This window comes from Paraburkholderia sediminicola, from assembly GCF_902859805.1.
GTDB lineage: Bacteria > Pseudomonadota > Gammaproteobacteria > Burkholderiales > Burkholderiaceae > Paraburkholderia > Paraburkholderia sediminicola.
Genome location: NZ_CADIKC010000002.1, coordinates 187,327 through 203,490, shown reverse-complemented (window position 1 = coordinate 203,490; position 16,164 = coordinate 187,327). Strand labels below are relative to the sequence as shown.

The window sequence follows — 16,164 nt, the reverse complement described above, 5'->3', positions numbered from 1 at the left end:
GCTTGCGTCCCGCTTACGTCCCGCTGCGCAGCGACTGCTCGTAGCGCAGGCGCGCTTCTTCGTCGAGGCGCGTGTCTTCGAGTTCCTGCAGCACGGCTTCAAGATCGATCGGCGTGGTGTCGAGTTCGACACGGCCGGTCAATTTGGCATCCACGTGCAAGGCGCCCGCTTCGTACAGCGACCAGATTTCCTTGCCGTAGCTCGTATCGAGCAACGCGGGCGCGAAACGGCCGAAATACGTGGCGAGATTGTTCACATCGCGCTCCAGCATGGCGGGCGCTTCCAGATTGCCAGCGGCATTCACCGCTTGCGGCAGGTCAATGATCACCGGGCCGTCTGCCGCGAGCAGAATGTTGTATTCGGACAGGTCGCCGTGAATCATCCCGGCGCACAGCATGCGCACCACCTGGTTGAGCAGCAGCGCATGCAGTTCGAGCGCGCGCCCTTCGGTCATCTCGACATCGTTCAAACGCGGCGCGACGTTGCCGTCCGCATCGGTCACCAATTCCATCAGCAACACGCCGTCGGTGCAAATGAAGGGTTGCGGCACGCGCACGCCGGCGTTGGCGAGCTGGAACAGCGCGTCGACTTCCGCGTTCTGCCACGCCTGCTCCTGCACTTCGCGGCCATAGCGGCTGCCTTTTTCCATGGCGCGCTGCTGACGGCTGTTCTTGACCTTACGACCCTGCTGATAGGACGCGGCCTGGCGGAAACTGCGCTGTTTGGCGTCCTTATAGACCTTCGCGCAGCGCGTGGACTCGCCGCTGCGGACCACGTAGACAGTGGCTTCCTTGCCGCTCATCAGCTGCGAGATGACTTCGTCGATCAGGCCCTCTTCGACGAGCGGGAGCAGACGTTTAGGTGTTTTCATGCGGCCACCGGAGCGCGGTGGGGGGCGGATCGACCGTATGCGGCCGATTGCGAGGGGAGGTGGTGCGGGATTCGGATCATGCCGGATTATAAAGGGTATGCGGCAGGTCGCCTGTATCGGCTAAGGAACAGAGGCGTCCACGGTGTCGCGGTCTGTCCGATACTAGGTGCGGGCGACCTCGCTCGGCATCATCTACGCGCGAGGCGTGACGATTTTCGGCGGCTTCGCGCAGTTGATCGTCAGCGTGTTGTGGCGCTTGTCCGGTAGTTTTTACGCACCGGCGTGGTCCGTGTTGGCGTGCGGACTGGTGAGTTTCGCCGGTGTCGTGCTGCTCAAGGAGGCGAAATAGGGCTGCACTTTCACGGTGCGGGCGGCGCGGCCTGGGCAGTCGGTCCGCCTTGCACCTGATGGGTAGCAGCCGGGTGCAAAAACCCTGCGTCGCCGTAAGTGCGCAGCACCTCTGAGATGATCACCTGATAACCGTCGAGCCAGTTCGCCTGCGCCGCTTTCGCTTCCAGATGTGCGGGGTGTTGCATCAACGCCTGCAATGCCTCGAGCGACGCCCAGTAGTACACATTCGACGTCAGTCCTGTCGACGCGTTTTCCCACGACTCTTCGCCGAGATAACCGGGAATGGCCTTGGCGGCGGTGGCAATCGTCTCGTCGAGCCGGTAGAAGCGTTCGTCTAATTGTCTCGTCGCGAAGATGAAAGTTGACGTGTACATGGCGTAACCGGTTTGTAGGTGGGCGAACGTTTGCGCATCATAGCGCACGGTATCGCGCGTCTGTTTTTTTGCATTATTTGCCGCGTTTTCAGGGGTATTTTCACGCGTCGCCTGCCGCACGGCAGTAACGGCGTTGTAATAGTCCGCAACAGTGTATTGCGTTTTCCCTCATTCATTTCGCACGGCAATCGCTTAAACTTGGCAGTAACAATTTGTTACGGGGTGCGAGATGTTGGCCGTGTTCATCATCGCCTGTCCGATCTGCATCGCCGCGCTGTTCGGTTTCGCGCGGCACGTGGATCCGCTGACAGGACAGTTCAGGCGTTAGACCCAAAATCGGGGCAGTTTCGGCAGGGGTGTTCAAGCCATGGCTGGTTTTAACCACTTTCTTTAGCCGATCAAAGCCTCAGCCCTTGCCTTGACGTGCCGAGTCACGGCACGATGCGCGATAACCTAAGTTTGGGGCACTATCGCGTATGCGGGATTTTCTGGCAAACATCACTACACGCCTCGGCGTTTTGAAAGGCGTGCTTCCTTTGAGCCGTGCCGCGGCAGCGCGCGATGCGCTGGCCGGCGTGCAGCTTGCGTCGATGGATATTCCGCAAGTGCTCGGCTATGCGCGCATTGCCGGCATGCCGGCCGTTACGGGTCTTTACACGGTCTTTCTGCCGCTTATCGCGTTTGCGTTCTTCGGCGCCTCGCGGCACCTCGTCGTGGCTGCCGACTCTGCCACCGCCACCATTTTCGCGAGCCGCCTCTCGACCATGGCGCCGGCTTCGAGTGCGGAATATGCGGCGCTTGCCGGAATGGTCGCCTTGCTCACTGCCGCGCTTCTGCTCATCGCGCGGATTTTCAAGCTCGGTTTTCTCGCTGACTTTCTCTCGCGCACGGTGCTGGTCGGCTTCCTCGCCGGCGTCGGCGTGCAGGTCGGCATCGCCATGCTGGGCGACATGTTCGGTATTCCTGGGCATGCCGCGAACAGCGTCGGGCAACTCGCACTCGTGGTGCGCGAGTCGGCGCACATCAATCTGCCGACGCTCGCTATTTCTGCGCTGGTCGTGGTCTCCATTCTGGTTTTCAAGCGCTTTTTGCCGCGCCTGCCGGTGCCGTTGATCGCGGTAGTGGCGGGTATTGCCGCAAGCGATATCTACGGTTTCGCGGCTCACGGCATTTCAGTGTTGGGGCCGGTGGCGGGAGGACTGCCACCGCTGCGCATGCCGTCGGTCACGTGGCAGCAATTACTCGATCTGCTGCCGGTCGCAGCCTCGTGCTTCGTGATGATCGTCGCGCAAAGCGCTGCCGCAAGCCGCGTATTTGCCGAGCGGTATCACGAGACTGTCGATACCAATGCCGACTTGCTGGGGATTGCGGCCGCCAACGCAGCGGCGGCGTTTTCCGGCGCCTTCGTGGTGAACGGTAGTCCGACGCAAACCGCCATGGCCGATCGCGCCGGCACGCGCAGCCAGTTCGCGCAGGTCGCGTTCGCGGTGGTCGTGGTCGTGGTGCTGCTATTTTTCAGCCGTTATTTGCAGTACCTGCCGCACTGCGTTCTGGCCAGCATCGTGTTTACGATCGCCATTGGCCTGATCAATCTGCAGACGCTGTTTTCGATCCGCCGCGAAAGTCCCGGTGAATTCACGCTTGCCGTGTTTACCGCTGCGGCGGTGGTGCTGATCGGCGTGGAGCACGGCATTCTGGTGGCGGTGGCGTTATCGCTGCTGCGGCACGTGCGGCATAGTTACCGGCCGCACACCATGGTTCTCGCTCCGGGCGAAGGCGGCATCTGGGTGCCGGTGCCGGCCGCGCCCGGACTCCAGACCGCGCCGGGGCTGATCGTCTATCGCTTTGGCGCCGACCTGTTCTACGCGAACGATCACTTTTTCGTCGACGATGCCCGCCGCCTGATCGATCACGCGCCGAGCCCGGTGCACTGGTTCGTGATCGATTCCGGCGCGATCACCGACCTCGACTATTCGGCGGCGCGTTCGATCGGCGAGTTGTGCGAGGCGCTCAAGCGCAGTGGCGTCGAAGTGATTTTTGCGCGCGTGAATCAGTATCTGCGCTCGGATATGGACCGGCATGGCATCACGCCGACTGTCGGCGCAAATTGCATCTTCAGCACCTTGCATGACGCGCTGCGTCTTGCAGGCGTGGAGCAGCCGGGTACGGAGCTCAAAGCCGCGTCGTAAGCGTCATCTCGGTGTGTTTGGTCTGTTCGACCAGGCGCTGTGGATTGCCTCAGATCTGCGGCTCTTCATCGGCAAAGAAGTAGCCGATAAAAAAGCACGCGCCCGCAAGCAGGGCGCCAAGCACGGCCACCGTATAGGCGAGCGCCGTACCGTGCCAAAGACTGTCGAACCACTGATGAATCTGCGCCATCACCACGGCAGCGTTGCCGCCGATGCGCTGCAACTCGATCTGATAGCGCGGGTCTGCGATGCTGTACATGGAAACCGCGCTGTCTGGCGCCGGCGCCATGGCATAGAGGATCGCCCCGGCGATCAGACCCGCGAGCAGCACGACGACGCCCGCCAGATAGAGCCGTTTTTGCATTGGCGAATGCTTCGCCGCCGGATTCAGATCGTTGCCACCGCTCATCGTGTTCGCTTGCCCGCTCGAGTCGTCAAGGTGACAGTATCGCAGAGCGGGCACACCCCGAAGGTGCGGCTAGCTTTTCGAAGTCAGCAGCTTGATTCCGGCAATGCCGAACATGATTGCGAGCGACCCGTCCAGCCAGCGACGGATCGCGACGTAGATGCGCCGCGCTGACGCGGTTGAAAACAGCAATGCGTAGCTGCTGAACACGGATACGCCGATCACCATGCAGCCGAGCACCACCGGCGCGGTGTGCGACGCGCCGCCTGCCGGCGACATAGCCAGCGAAACGATTGAGAGCCACACCAGAATCGCTTTCGGATTGGTGAGATGCAGCAGCAGGCCGCGCAGATAGAGCCGTTTGAGCGGTTCGCCTTCGCGTGCGGTATGTGTTGGCAACTTTTCCGCGCTGAATGCCGAGCGCGCAGATTTAAAGCCAAGCCACAAGAGATAGAGTCCGCCGGCGATCTTGACCGCCACCAGGCATTCCGAGTAAGTGGCGAGTACCGCCGACAAACCCAGCGACGCCAGCAACGCCCAGAAGAACGAACCGGACACCACGCCGAGCGCGAAGGTGAGCGCGGATTTTCTGCCGGCGCTCATCGCCAGCGACATGATCGCGAGATTGCTCGGTCCCGGACTCGCCGTGCCGACGAAGTAGGCGCTATAGGCGATCAGGACATCGGCAGTGAGGAAGGAGCTGGCGGTCATGGGCGTGTGAACCTCGGCGGGGGCGAACTGCGCCGCTCATTGCGGCACGGGGGAATCGCACGGATCGATGCGCGAACAACGATTCTGCTCGCTTGCGCCCGAATCTCACAGATACAGTTGATCTCGCCTGCGGCTGCACAATCGGGCGTTGGCGGGGTAACCCGGGGCAACGCCGGGCAACTCTGGCCGGGCAATCAGCAGGTTCAGCCAGCTCAGGACCCCGCCGCCGTTCCGATGCAATCCGCCAGCGCCCCCGCCACCGCTTGCCGGCTATGCCGTGGACGCTGCACGAGCCCGATTTCACGGTGAAACGTGGCGTCGCCGAGTTCGAGCGCGGTGACATTGGCGGGCCACTTGCCGAGTCCAGCCGTATTCGGAATCAGCGCCACACCGATACCGCGCGCGACCAGTTGCGCGATACCCTGCAACTCGTCGAGCTCAATCACGTCGTGCACGTTCAGCCGCGCGCGCCGCAGAAACCGGTCCACCAGCCTGCCGCCGAACGAGCCGCGGTCGTAGCGGATGAACGGTTCGCTCCTGAGCAGTTCGCGCCAGGACGGCGTGCCACGCGCGAGCGCCTTGGGCACCAGCAGCACGAACGGTTCGGTGACGAGCGTGCGCCATTCGAGTTCAGACGGCAGCGCGAACGGCGGTTTGATGATGACGGCGAGGTCGAGTTCGCCTGAGTCCACCTGGCCGAGCAGCCCCAGCGACACGCCGGGCACGACACGAATCCGCCATCCCGGGCGATCGTCACGAAAGCGGGCTAGCGCGTCGGCGAGAAACGACACCTGCGCGGACGCGATTGCGCCGACCCGCAGCATCCCGCTTTCGGCGGCACCCGCGCCACGTTCCGAGAGTCGTGCATAGAGCGTCATCATTTCTTCGGCGAGCGCGAGCGTTTCGCGGCCGGCGTCGTTGAGCGTGGCCGAGCGGCCCGTGCGGTCGAACAGCGCGAAACCGAGTTCCTCTTCGAGCCGCTGCATCTGCGCGCTCACGGCGGATTGCGTCAGGCCGATGCGCGCGCCGGCGCCGGAAAACGTGCCGTACTGGCTGACGGCGATAAAGGTTCTGAGTTCGCTGAGCATCGTCGATTGATCGATTTTGGTGTTGGTCAGATCAAATATATATCGTTTTTCACCATTTTTAGTCATGGTTAAAATTTGCCTCACGCGTGCGCTTTTCCGGGCCGCTTCATTGACCGATACACGAACCCCCTTTACCTTCTGCGAGTTTTCCCACCATGAGCGTTGCCGACACCGTTTTGCCGCCGTTCCATCTGGCGTTTCCTGTGCATAGCCTCGCCGCGGCCCGCGAGTTCTATGGCGAACTGCTTGGCTGTCCGGAAGGGCGCAGTTCCCCGGATTGGGTCGACTTCAACTTCTATGGCCATCAGATCGTCGCGCACCTTGCACCCGAGGAAATCGGCCATCGTCAGACCAGCAAGGTCGACGGCGATGCGGTGCCGGTGCGCCACTTCGGCGCGGTGCTTTCGATGGCGCAATGGCAGGCCGCGGCAGACAAGCTGCAACAGGCCGGCATCGACTTCATCATCGAACCGCATGTGCGCTTCAAGGGCGAGGTCGGCGAACAGGCGACGATGTTCTTCCTCGATCCGTCGGGCAACGCGCTGGAGTTCAAGGCGTTTGCCGATATGTCGTCGTTGTTTGCGAAGTAACAGTTGATGCAAGGGGCCGCGTTGCACACCGGCCCCTGAAAATAAAAAGGCCGGTCAACCCTCGTGGTTGACCGGCCTTTTTTGCGCGATGCCAACGCTCAGCGATTCACCAGCCGCGCCGGAATGAACACCAGAATGAGCACGGCGGATAAAGTCAGCGTGCAGGCCGTCAGCACGAGCCCAGACGCTAACGTATGCGTGTATCCCTTGAGCCAGCCGATCACGGTCGGACTGATGAAACCCGCCAGGTTGCCGGTGCAGTTGATCAGCGCGATCCCCGCCGCCGCGCCGCTACCGCCGAGAAACGCGGTGGGCAGCGCCCAGAACATCGGCAACGCGGTAACCACACCGGAAACGGCCAGTGTGAGCCCGATCATCGACAGCAGCGAACTGTCGCCGTTGACCGCGCACAGGCTGAAGCCGCTCGCCGCCACCAGCGCGGGCACGACAATATGCCAGCGCCGCTCGCGCGTACGGTCCGCGTGACGGCCCACTGCGATCATCGAAATCAGCGCCACCGAGTACGGAATCATCGTCAGCAAGCCGATCATCAACGGATCGTCGATTCCTGTGCCGCGAATGATCGTGGGCTGCCAGAAGCCGATCGCGTACGAGCCCATCACCACGCCGAACAGAACGAGGCACAACAGCCAGACGCGTGCCGAGCCGAATACCGCGCGCACCGAACCATGCGTGCGCACCACGGCGTCGGCGTCGATTTCGTCCTGAATCAGGCGCTTTTCTTCACTGCTGAGCCACTTCGCGTCGGCCACACGATCGTCGAGACAACGATAGATGACGAAGCCGAGCACGATCGACGGCAGCGCTTCGACGATGAACAGCCACTGCCATCCTTCGAGACCCCATGTGCCGTTGAACGCATGCATCAGATAGCCGGACAGAGGGCCGCCGAGCAGACCGGATACTGGAATGCCGGCCATCAGCAGCGCGGTCATCTTGCCGCGCCGGTGCGAGGGAAACCAGTACGTGAGGTACAGGATCATGCCGGGAAAGAAACCCGCTTCGGCGACGCCGAGCAGAAAGCGCACCACGTAGAACATCAAGGGCGTCTGCACCCAGGCGGTGACCATCGAGAGCAACGCCCACGTAATCATGATGCGGGCAATCCAGCGCCGCGCGCCGAAGCGATGCAGCAGCAGGTTGCTTGGCACCTCGAACAGGAAGTAGCCGATGAAAAAGAAACCGGCGCCGAGGCCGTAAGCGGCTTCGCTGAAATGCAGGCTGCTGAGCATCTGCAGTTTCGCAAAGCCGACGTTGACGCGATCCAGATAAGCGACCACGTAGCCGACGAACAGCAGCGGCATGAAGCGCCACGCGACGCGCCGGAACAACTGATCGGCCGGGTTCGCATCGACCGCGGCAGGGTAGGACGTTTCGGTGAACAAGGCTTGTCTCCTGGCCCGCCGTGCTGATTGTTTTGAAGGCTCGGGCGGGCGAACGATGTGAGGGTGTAGGGGCAGGTGAGCCGCGTTTCCATGGCTAGGCGGCGCTGGTCTCCTGAAGGTCGGCGGCAAGTGTTGACGCGTCTTCGATTTCGAAGCCGATTTGCGTGAGCGCCTGTTGCAGTTCGTGTTGCTGCGCGTCGTCGAGTTCGATCAGCGGCGGGCGCATCGTGGTCCAGTGCGGATCGCCCGATTGCCACGCGATCGCGGCTTTCATCGCGGCGATGATCGGGTAGCGCTGGAAGATCGCGCGGGTGTCGTTCAGACGCTGTTGCTGTGCGGCGGCGTCCGCTTCGCGCCAGTGATCAGCGAGACGCACGATCGCGGCCGCGTTGACGTTGCCGGTCGCCGTGATGCAACCGGCGCCGCCATTCTGCAGGGTCGGCAGCAACAGCGTTTCCGTGCCGGCGAAGACGTCGAAGCGGTCGCTCTGGAATTCCTTCAGCAGTGCGGCGGTGTGAGTCCAGTCGCCGGAACTGTCCTTGATGCCGGCGATCACACCGGGATAGCGCATGAGCAGACGCTCGATCAAGTCGAAACTGATACCGACCTGAGCGACTGGCGGGATGTGATACAGATAGACGCGCAGGCGTGCATCGGCCACCGCTTCGATGACCTCGGCAAAGCCGCGAAACAGGCCTTCGTCGCTCACGCCTTTGTAGAAAAACGGCGGCAGCATCAGCACACCGGCGCAACCGCTGTTCACTGCATGACGCGTGAGTTCGATCGCATCGGGCAGCGCGCATGCGCCCGTGCCGGGCATCATCCGCTCGGGCGGCAAACCGGCGTCGAGCAGAGTGTCGAGCAGCGCGCGCTTTTCGCTCACGGTCAGCGAGTTCGCTTCCGAGTTGGTGCCGAATACGGCCAGTCCCACGCCCTGACGCAACAGCCAGCGGCAATGATTGACGAAACGGGCAGGTGAGGGCGAGCGGTCGGCGTTGAACGGCGTAAGTACCGGCGACAGGACGCCGCGCAAGCCCGGCATGAGCATGCTCATGGGAATGTCTCCTTCGATGTTCGTGTAGGTCGCGTCGCTGAATGCCATGCCCGGCAAGCGGGGGCGAAGCATTCAGGCGCCGACGCAGTATTGCGTGAGCGTGAACAGCGAAGAAGCGCGAGCCGCTTGCTTCAAACGTTAATTATTTTTGTGTCTCGCCGGGCGCGGCGTTCAGTTCCTGCGCGGCTTTGAGGAATGCGTGGACGAGCCGCATGCGTGCCGACGAGCGCCCCCACAACAGGCCGACCACGCGCTTTGGAAACGCATGCGGCAAGGGCCATTTCGCGAGCGACAGCCCGGAGAAGCGCGTCATCAACCAGTCCGGCACCAGCGAGACGCCGAGCCCGCGATCCACCATCACCGCGATGGCGTCGAGCCCGTCGAGCTCGCAGCGCTGATGCGGCTGGATACCGTGCTGCCGCAAATACCCGTCGGCCAGTTGCCCGCCGACCACGTTGCGGTCATAACGTACGAACGGCTCGCGCTGCAGCACGGCGTGCGGATCGTCGACCTGCATCGACGCGGGCGTGAGCAGCACCAGCGGTTCCTCACGAAACGTGTGCCAGTCGCAACTTTTCGGCAAATCGAAGAGCGGCTGCACCAGCATCGCAGCATCGAGATCGCCGCTCACCACTTTGCGGTAGAGGTCGACCGAGTTGCCCGGTTCCAGATAGATGTCGATCTGCGGATGCCGCGCGAGCAGACCGGCCAGCACGTCGGGAATCAGGCTCGTCATCATGGTGGGCGTGCCGCCCAGACGCAGTTGACCGGCGAGTACCGATTCGTCGTTCAGGTCGGATTTCAGGTCGCGGATATCGTGCAGCACCGCGCGGGCGCGCTCCAGAATGCGCTCGCCGGCCTCGGTCGTGCCGACTGTGCGGCCCGACCGGCGCACCAGCTTCGCACCGAGTTCCTGTTCGAGCATCTTCACGCGCTGCGCGACGGCGGCGGGCGTCAGATCGAGCCTGCGCGCGGCTTCGGCGATCGACCCGAGTTCGACCACATAGACAAAGCTCTGCAGGTAGCGCGAGTCCATCGAATAGAATTTTTATCTTTTGAAGAAGCCAGAGGATACTGTTTTTGACGCCTCACGGCTATCACACTTCGATCTCACCGAACGCGCATCGGACGCGGACGGCCAGCAAACATGGAGGAGTGTGGAAATGCCAAGGATTGAATCGGTGTCGGTTTGCGCGGCGGGTGTGCCGCTCGATCGCGTGACGTCATTTGCAACGCGCACGGTCTCGACGCGTCACTATGGTCTGGTGAAAGTGCGCTCGACCGACGGTGTGGAAGGGATCGGCTTCTGTTATGTCGGCAGCGCGGGGGGCGAACTGCTGCGCGTGGCCGTCGAACAATTGCTGGCGCCGGTGTTGGTCGGTCAGGACTCATATGCGGTCGAGGGCCTCTGGCAGGCGATGTATCAGGAGGCCTTGCTACAAGGCCGTGCCGGCACCGTGATGCGCGCAATCAGTATTCTCGACACGGCGCTGTGGGACCTGAATGCGCGCAGCCATAACGTGCCGTTGCACAAGTACCTTGGCGCAGTCGAGCTCGAAACCGTGCCCGCCTATGCGAGCGGCGGCTATTACCTCGAAGGCAAGTCCGCCGGCATGCTCGGCGAAGAAATGGCGAGCTACGTCGAGATGGGTTTCAAGGCCGTGAAGATGAAAGGCGGCCGCCTCTCACCACGCGAAGAAGAAGCGCGCGTGCGCGCCGCGCGCGAAGCGATCGGCCCGGATGTCGAACTGATGATCGACATCAACAACGGCTGGACCGACACGACCCAGGCTTTGCAGCATCTGCGGCGGATCGAGCAATACGATCCGTACTTCGTGGAAGAGCCTTTTTCCCCTGACGATATCGACAACCACGCGCGCCTCGCCAGACTGACGCGCGTGCCGGTGGCGACCGGCGAAATCGGTTATGGCCGCTGGTATCACAAGGAACTGCTCGACAAGGGCGGCGCGGCGATCCTGCAAACCGATGCGGTAGTGTGCGGCGGTATCAGCGAATGGCGGCGGATCGCGGCGACTGCCGCGAGCTACGGCGTGGTGATGTGCCCGCACTGGTTCCATGACGTGCATGCACCGTTGGTTGCGGCCACACCTAATGCGCGTTACGTGGAGTACTTCTGGGACGATCAGGTGCTCAATTTCCGCCGCCTGATCGATCGTCAGCTTGGCCACAGGAACGGGCGCATCGTATTGCATCAGACACCCGGCCTCGGCTTCGACTTCGACGAGCGTGAGGTAGCGAAGTACGGCAAGTGGACGGTCTGCTCAATCGCTAATCGAACGTAAAGTGTTTGCATAAGGCAATCCGTACGCAAGATCCGTACGTAAGATAAGGTAATAGCATTGCGCGATAAAATATAAAGGCATGTCTCGCATGAGGCCGGCGAGTCATGCCTTTAATTGCCCCCTTAAAATCGTCTATCTCCACCTCATCAAACGTTTGCGCAGCATGATGTTGCGGGCGTTTGAACCACCGTCCATCCTTACATTAGCCTTCCTGACAATCCGGCCATTTTGGCGCCATGCAGGCGTTGGTACTACCGATCTAGCATAGGTACGGATTCACCCATCCCATTCCTTACCTGCATTTTCCCGGGCGCGTTTCATGTGGATCGTCAACGTTGCGCTTAAGCGGCCATACACGTTCATCGTGATGGCCATTCTGATCTTGCTGGCGACGCCATTTGTGCTGTTGACCACGCCGGTCGACGTGCTGCCGGAGATCAATATTCCGGTGGTCAGTATCATCTGGAATTACACGGGGTTGTCGGCCGAAGACATGGCCAACCGCATCACGTCCGTCAACGAGCGCAGCCTGACCACCACGGTCAACGACATCGAGCACATTGAATCGCAGTCGCTTGCGGGCATCACGATTCTCAAGGTCTTCCTGCAGCCGAACGCGAACATCCAGACCGCGATCGCGCAAACCGTGGCCGTCGAACAGGCGCAGCTCAAGCAGATGCCGCCAGGCGCGACGCCGCCGCTGGTGATCAGCTATTCGGCTTCCAGCATTCCGGTGATCCAGCTTGGTTTGTCGAGCCCGAAGCTCTCCGAGCAGGCGCTCAACGACACGGCGCTGAACTTCCTGCGCCCGCAACTGGTGACGATTCCGGGCGCGGCCGTACCGTACCCGTACGGCGGTAAATCGCGGTTAATCTCTGTCGACCTCGATACGCGCGCGTTGCTCGCAAAAGGCCTGACGCCTTCGGATGTGGTGAGCGCGTTCAACGCGCAAAACCTGATTCTGCCGACCGGTACGGCCAAGATCGGGCCGAAGGAATACACGATCAATATGAACGGCTCGCCCGCCACGGTGGAAGGGCTCAACGACATTCCGGTGCGCACGCTCAACGGCGCGACGACGTACCTGCGTGAAGTCGCTCACGTGCGCGACGGCTTCTCGCCGCAGACCAACATCGTGCGACAGGACGGACACCGCGGCGTGCTGATGTCGGTGCTGAAGAACGGTAGTGCCTCGACGCTTTCGATCGTCAATACGCTGCAAGGCATTCTGCCGGCCGCGCGCGCCGCGTTGCCGCCGGACCTGAACATCACGGCCCTGTTCGATCAGTCCGTGTTCGTGAAAGCGGCGGTGCAGGGCGTGGTGCGTGAAGCCCTGGTTGCCGCTGCGTTGACCGCCGCGATGATCCTGCTGTTCCTCGGCAATTGGCGCAGCACCTGCATCATCGCGATTTCGATTCCGCTGTCGATTCTGTCTTCGCTGATCGCCCTGCATGCGCTCGGGCAAACCATCAACATCATGACGCTGGGGGGCCTTGCGCTCGCGGTCGGGATTCTGGTCGACGATGCAACGGTGACGATCGAGAACATCGAACGGCACCTGCATATGGGCACGAATCTGCACGATGCGATTCTCGACGGCGCCGGCGAAATCGCGATACCGGCACTCGTCTCGACGCTGTGTATCTGTATCGTGTTCGTGCCGATGTTCTTCCTGACCGGCGTCGCACGTTATCTGTTCGTGCCGCTTGCCGAAGCGGTGGTGTTCGCGATGCTCGCCTCGTACGTTCTGTCGCGTACGCTGGTGCCGACGTTGGCCATGTTGCTGATGGGCCATGCGCACAAGCCCAAGGCCGATGCCAGGCCGAGTGTGTTCCGGCGTATCTACCTGCGTTTCGATCACGGCTTCGAGCGCATGCGGTCTACCTACATCGTGATTCTCAGCAGCGTGCTGGTGCGGCGCGGCATGTTCGGCACCCTGTTCCTCGGGTTCTGCGTGGTGTCGATGGGTCTGGTTTTCGTGCTCGGTGAAGACTTCTTTCCGAGCGTCGACGCCGGCGACATCCGTCTCCACATGCGTGCGCCGACCGGCACGCGCATCGAGGAAACCGCACGTCTCGCGGACGAAGTCGAGAAAGTGATCCGCGAGGTCGTGCCGGCCGACGAACTCGGTACGATCCTCGATAACCTCGGTTTGCCGTATAGCGGTATCAATCTTTCGTATAGCAACGCGGGCACGATCGGCACGCTCGACGGCGAAATTCAGGTGGCCCTGAACGAAGGCCACCACCCGACGCAAATCTATATGGACAAACTGCGCGCGATCCTGCCGCAGCGTTTTCCGGGCGTCGAGTTCTTCTTTCAACCGGCCGACATCGTCACGCAGATTCTCAACTTCGGCTTGCCCGCCGCCGTGGACGTGCAAATTTCCGGCGCGGATCAGCAGGGCAACTTCGATGTCGCGCGCAAGCTGCTCAAGCAGGTGCGGATGATTCCCGGCACCGTCGACACCCACATCCAGCAGAAACTGGACGAACCGGCGATCAATCTTCAGATGGATCGTACGCGCCTGCAGCAACTCAATCTGAGTGCGAGCAACGTGGCGCAAAATGTGCTGATTTCCCTGTCGGGCAGTTCGCAGACTTCGCCGGGTTTCTGGTTCAACAACAAGAACGGTGTCGAATACAGTGTCGCGGTGCAAACACCGCAATATCAGATTTCGTCGATCGATGAGTTGTTGCGCACGCCAGTCTCCGCCTCGGCCAACGGTCCGACGCAACTGCTGGGCAACCTCGTGCGGGTTTCGCCGCAGAACCAGTTCGCGGAAGTCACACACTACAACATCAGGCCGGTGATCGACCTGTACGTGAGCGTCGAAAAGCGCGATCTGGGCAGCGTGGCCACTCAGGTCGACAAGCTGGTGAACAACGTGCGGGCCTCGTTGCCGCGCGGTAGCCAGATCACCTTGCGCGGGCAGGTGCAGACCATGCGCAGTTCTTTCTTCGGTCTCGGGATCGGCGTGGCGATGGCCATCGTGCTGGTGTACCTGCTGATCGTGGTGAATTTCCAGTCGTGGGTCGATCCGCTGATCATCGTCAGCGCATTGCCCGCGGCACTGGCGGGCATCGTATGGATGCTGTTCCTGACGGGCACGCATTTGAGCGTGCCGGCCTTGACGGGTGCGATCATGACGATGGGCGTCGCCACTGCCAACAGTATTTTGATGGTGTCGTTCGCACGCCAGCGGCTCTCCTCCGGCGCGCCGCCGCTCACCGCCGCGCTCGAAGCGGGCGCAAGCCGGATCAGGCCGGTGCTGATGACGGCGTTCGCGATGATCATCGGCATGATTCCGATGGCGCTGGGTCTCGGCGAGGGCGCCGAGCAGAATGCGCCGCTGGGCCGCGCGGTGATCGGTGGCTTGCTGTTCGCCACCGTGTCCACGCTGTTTTTCGTGCCACTCGTGTTCGCGGGCATTCATACCCGCCTCGCGCGGCGCCATCGCGACGATGACGACACGGATACCACGGGCGGCCACGGCAACGACGGCCCCGCGCCTGACCACGGCGGCGCAGGCAAGCCCGCGTAACGTTCAATGTAAATGACGGCTGACTGAGATGGCTGACTGAGATGACCGAAAAAACCCATGCATCGCTGGCGATTCCCGCGCGAGAGACCGAAGGCGGTCACGCCTTGCCGCCGCGCAATCGCGAATGGAAGCGCGCCAAAATCGCCATCTGGATCGTGCTGGCGCTGCTCGCCGTGGGTGCGTTGCGCACGGTGATCGCGAATGTTCTGCAAAGCCGCTCGGTCGCCGAGACGACGAAGCAGAACGCCACGCAGTATGTGAACGTGGTGAGCCCGGCGCAAACCGAGGGTGGCGGCAACACGTTGTTGCCGGGCACGTTGCGCGGCTTTGTGGAATCGCCGATCTTCGCGCGCTCCACCGGTTATCTGCTGCACTGGTACGCCGATATCGGCACGCGCGTGAAGCAGGGGCAACTGCTCGCCGATCTGGATACGCCTGAGATCGATCAGGAGCTTGCCCAGGCGTTGGCGCAGCGCGCGCAAACCAGTTCGAGTCTCGGCCTCGCCAAAAGCTCGATGGAACGCTGGCAGCAACTGCGTCAACGCGATGCGGTTTCGCAGCAGGAGCTCGACGAACGGACCAGCACCTACACGCAGGACCTGGCCAACCTCGCCGCCGCCGATGCCAACGTGAAGCGCCTGCAGCAACTCGAATCGTTCAAGCGCATCGTCGCGCCGTTTTCGGGCGTCGTCACGCAGCGCAATGTCGATGTCGGCGATCTGATCGACGCGGGCAGCGGCACGAGCCGCGCGCTGTTCGCGCTCGCGCAATCGGATCCGTTGCGGGTCTACGTGCAACTGCCGCAGGCGTACGCACAAAATGTGTCGGTCGGGCAGAAGGTGGTGGTGACGCAGGCCGAATTGCCGGGGCAGCAGTTCCACGGCACGATCACGCATATCTCAGGCGCGATCGACGTGCCGACCCGTTCGTTGCAAGTCGAAGTGACCTTACCGAATCCTGACGACAAGCTGCGGCCCGGTGCGTATGTGCAGGTGGCTGTGCCGGCGGCGGCGCATGCGAAACTGACGGTGCCGGGCAATGCCTTGCTGTTCCGCGCCGAAGGCCCGCGGGTCGCGGTGGTCGATGGGAACGGCAATGTGGCCTTGCACAAGGTCGTGATCGCGCAGGATCTCGGGCAGTCGCTTGAAATCGAAAGCGGGATCGAGGCGAACGACAAGGTCATCATCAACCCGAGCGATTCGATCGCGGACGGCGACCACGTGCTGATCACGCAGCCGCAGAAAAGTGGCAAGGGGGCGTCGTGATCGCGAAGCAGG

The 16,164-nt window shown here is 62.1% G+C and carries 14 protein-coding genes; 6 read left to right on the top strand and 8 right to left on the bottom strand.

Annotation, left to right across the window (positions count from 1 at the left end):
- Positions 1-13: 13 nt before the first annotated feature.
- A complete protein-coding gene (locus R8871_RS09420; protein ID WP_175050187.1) occupies positions 14-871 on the bottom strand; it encodes a PA4780 family RIO1-like protein kinase in 858 nt (285 codons plus the stop codon).
- 166 nt (positions 872-1,037) lie between these two features.
- Between R8871_RS09420 and R8871_RS09415 the strand changes: the two genes are divergently transcribed.
- Entirely contained in the window at positions 1,038-1,220 is a 183-nt protein-coding gene (locus R8871_RS09415) for a hypothetical protein (RefSeq protein ID WP_246287504.1), read from the top strand.
- A 10-nt stretch (positions 1,221-1,230) separates the two neighbouring features.
- Here R8871_RS09415 and R8871_RS09410 read toward each other — a convergent pair whose 3' ends face one another.
- Positions 1,231-1,596 (bottom strand): antibiotic biosynthesis monooxygenase family protein, encoded by a 366-nt coding sequence (locus tag R8871_RS09410; RefSeq protein WP_175050186.1) that lies wholly within the window; start codon positions 1,594-1,596, stop codon positions 1,231-1,233.
- A 476-nt stretch (positions 1,597-2,072) separates the two neighbouring features.
- Between R8871_RS09410 and R8871_RS09405 the strand changes: the two genes are divergently transcribed.
- Positions 2,073-3,785 (top strand): SulP family inorganic anion transporter, encoded by a 1,713-nt coding sequence (locus tag R8871_RS09405; RefSeq protein ID WP_175050185.1) that lies wholly within the window; start codon positions 2,073-2,075, stop codon positions 3,783-3,785.
- Positions 3,786-3,834: 49 nt separating this feature from the next.
- Here R8871_RS09405 and R8871_RS09400 read toward each other — a convergent pair whose 3' ends face one another.
- The 3 genes from R8871_RS09400 to R8871_RS09390 all read right to left on the bottom strand — a co-directional run bounded on the left by R8871_RS09400 (position 3,835) and on the right by R8871_RS09390 (position 5,990).
- Positions 3,835-4,194, bottom strand: a complete 360-nt coding sequence (locus R8871_RS09400; protein ID WP_175050184.1) for a hypothetical protein — start codon at positions 4,192-4,194, stop codon at positions 3,835-3,837.
- 69 nt (positions 4,195-4,263) lie between these two features.
- Positions 4,264-4,902, bottom strand: a complete 639-nt coding sequence (locus tag R8871_RS09395) for a LysE family translocator (RefSeq protein ID WP_175050183.1) — start codon at positions 4,900-4,902, stop codon at positions 4,264-4,266.
- Between the two features lie 212 nt (positions 4,903-5,114).
- A complete protein-coding gene (locus tag R8871_RS09390; protein WP_175050690.1) occupies positions 5,115-5,990 on the bottom strand; it encodes a LysR family transcriptional regulator in 876 nt (291 codons plus the stop codon).
- A 155-nt stretch (positions 5,991-6,145) separates the two neighbouring features.
- Here R8871_RS09390 and R8871_RS09385 point away from each other — a divergent pair, with 155 nt between their 5' ends.
- On the top strand, positions 6,146-6,580 hold the full coding sequence (locus R8871_RS09385; protein ID WP_175050182.1) for a VOC family protein: 435 nt from the start codon (positions 6,146-6,148) through the stop codon (positions 6,578-6,580).
- 98 nt (positions 6,581-6,678) lie between these two features.
- Here the strand turns inward: R8871_RS09385 and R8871_RS09380 are convergent, their stop codons facing one another.
- The 3 genes from R8871_RS09380 to R8871_RS09370 all read right to left on the bottom strand — a co-directional run bounded on the left by R8871_RS09380 (position 6,679) and on the right by R8871_RS09370 (position 10,076).
- Positions 6,679-7,986 carry an MFS transporter gene (locus tag R8871_RS09380; RefSeq protein ID WP_246287503.1) on the bottom strand — a complete coding sequence of 436 codons (1,308 nt, stop codon included), beginning with the start codon at positions 7,984-7,986 and terminating at the stop codon, positions 6,679-6,681.
- A 94-nt stretch (positions 7,987-8,080) separates the two neighbouring features.
- A complete protein-coding gene (locus tag R8871_RS09375) occupies positions 8,081-9,034 on the bottom strand; it encodes a dihydrodipicolinate synthase family protein (RefSeq protein ID WP_175050688.1) in 954 nt (317 codons plus the stop codon).
- Positions 9,035-9,182: 148 nt separating this feature from the next.
- Positions 9,183-10,076 carry a LysR family transcriptional regulator gene (locus R8871_RS09370; protein WP_175050181.1) on the bottom strand — a complete coding sequence of 298 codons (894 nt, stop codon included), beginning with the start codon at positions 10,074-10,076 and terminating at the stop codon, positions 9,183-9,185.
- A gap of 127 nt (positions 10,077-10,203) precedes the next feature.
- Here R8871_RS09370 and R8871_RS09365 point away from each other — a divergent pair, with 127 nt between their 5' ends.
- The 3 genes from R8871_RS09365 to R8871_RS09355 all read left to right on the top strand — a co-directional run bounded on the left by R8871_RS09365 (position 10,204) and on the right by R8871_RS09355 (position 16,152).
- The gene (locus tag R8871_RS09365; protein ID WP_175050180.1) at positions 10,204-11,343 is read left to right on the top strand and encodes a mandelate racemase/muconate lactonizing enzyme family protein; all 1,140 of its coding nucleotides are present in this window, start codon (positions 10,204-10,206) and stop codon (positions 11,341-11,343) included.
- A 319-nt stretch (positions 11,344-11,662) separates the two neighbouring features.
- Positions 11,663-14,887, top strand: coding sequence for an efflux RND transporter permease subunit (locus R8871_RS09360; protein WP_175050179.1), 3,225 nt, complete (start codon positions 11,663-11,665; stop codon positions 14,885-14,887).
- A 41-nt stretch (positions 14,888-14,928) separates the two neighbouring features.
- Positions 14,929-16,152 (top strand): efflux RND transporter periplasmic adaptor subunit, encoded by a 1,224-nt coding sequence (locus R8871_RS09355; RefSeq protein ID WP_175050178.1) that lies wholly within the window; start codon positions 14,929-14,931, stop codon positions 16,150-16,152.
- The last annotated feature ends 12 nt before the right edge of the window (positions 16,153-16,164 follow it).

Coding starts and splice junctions, on each gene's coding strand:
- R8871_RS09420 (WP_175050187.1), bottom strand. CDS start 871: ATGAAAACACCTAAACGTCTGCTCCCGCTCGTCGAAGAGGGCCTGATC.
- R8871_RS09410 (WP_175050186.1), bottom strand. CDS start 1,596: ATGTACACGTCAACTTTCATCTTCGCGACGAGACAATTAGACGAACGC.
- R8871_RS09405 (WP_175050185.1), top strand. CDS start 2,073: ATGCGGGATTTTCTGGCAAACATCACTACACGCCTCGGCGTTTTGAAA.
- R8871_RS09400 (WP_175050184.1), bottom strand. CDS start 4,194: ATGAGCGGTGGCAACGATCTGAATCCGGCGGCGAAGCATTCGCCAATG.
- R8871_RS09395 (WP_175050183.1), bottom strand. CDS start 4,902: ATGACCGCCAGCTCCTTCCTCACTGCCGATGTCCTGATCGCCTATAGC.
- R8871_RS09390 (WP_175050690.1), bottom strand. CDS start 5,990: ATGCTCAGCGAACTCAGAACCTTTATCGCCGTCAGCCAGTACGGCACG.
- R8871_RS09385 (WP_175050182.1), top strand. CDS start 6,146: ATGAGCGTTGCCGACACCGTTTTGCCGCCGTTCCATCTGGCGTTTCCT.
- R8871_RS09375 (WP_175050688.1), bottom strand. CDS start 9,034: ATGCTCATGCCGGGCTTGCGCGGCGTCCTGTCGCCGGTACTTACGCCG.
- R8871_RS09370 (WP_175050181.1), bottom strand. CDS start 10,076: ATGGACTCGCGCTACCTGCAGAGCTTTGTCTATGTGGTCGAACTCGGG.
- R8871_RS09365 (WP_175050180.1), top strand. CDS start 10,204: ATGCCAAGGATTGAATCGGTGTCGGTTTGCGCGGCGGGTGTGCCGCTC.
- R8871_RS09360 (WP_175050179.1), top strand. CDS start 11,663: ATGTGGATCGTCAACGTTGCGCTTAAGCGGCCATACACGTTCATCGTG.
- R8871_RS09355 (WP_175050178.1), top strand. CDS start 14,929: ATGACCGAAAAAACCCATGCATCGCTGGCGATTCCCGCGCGAGAGACC.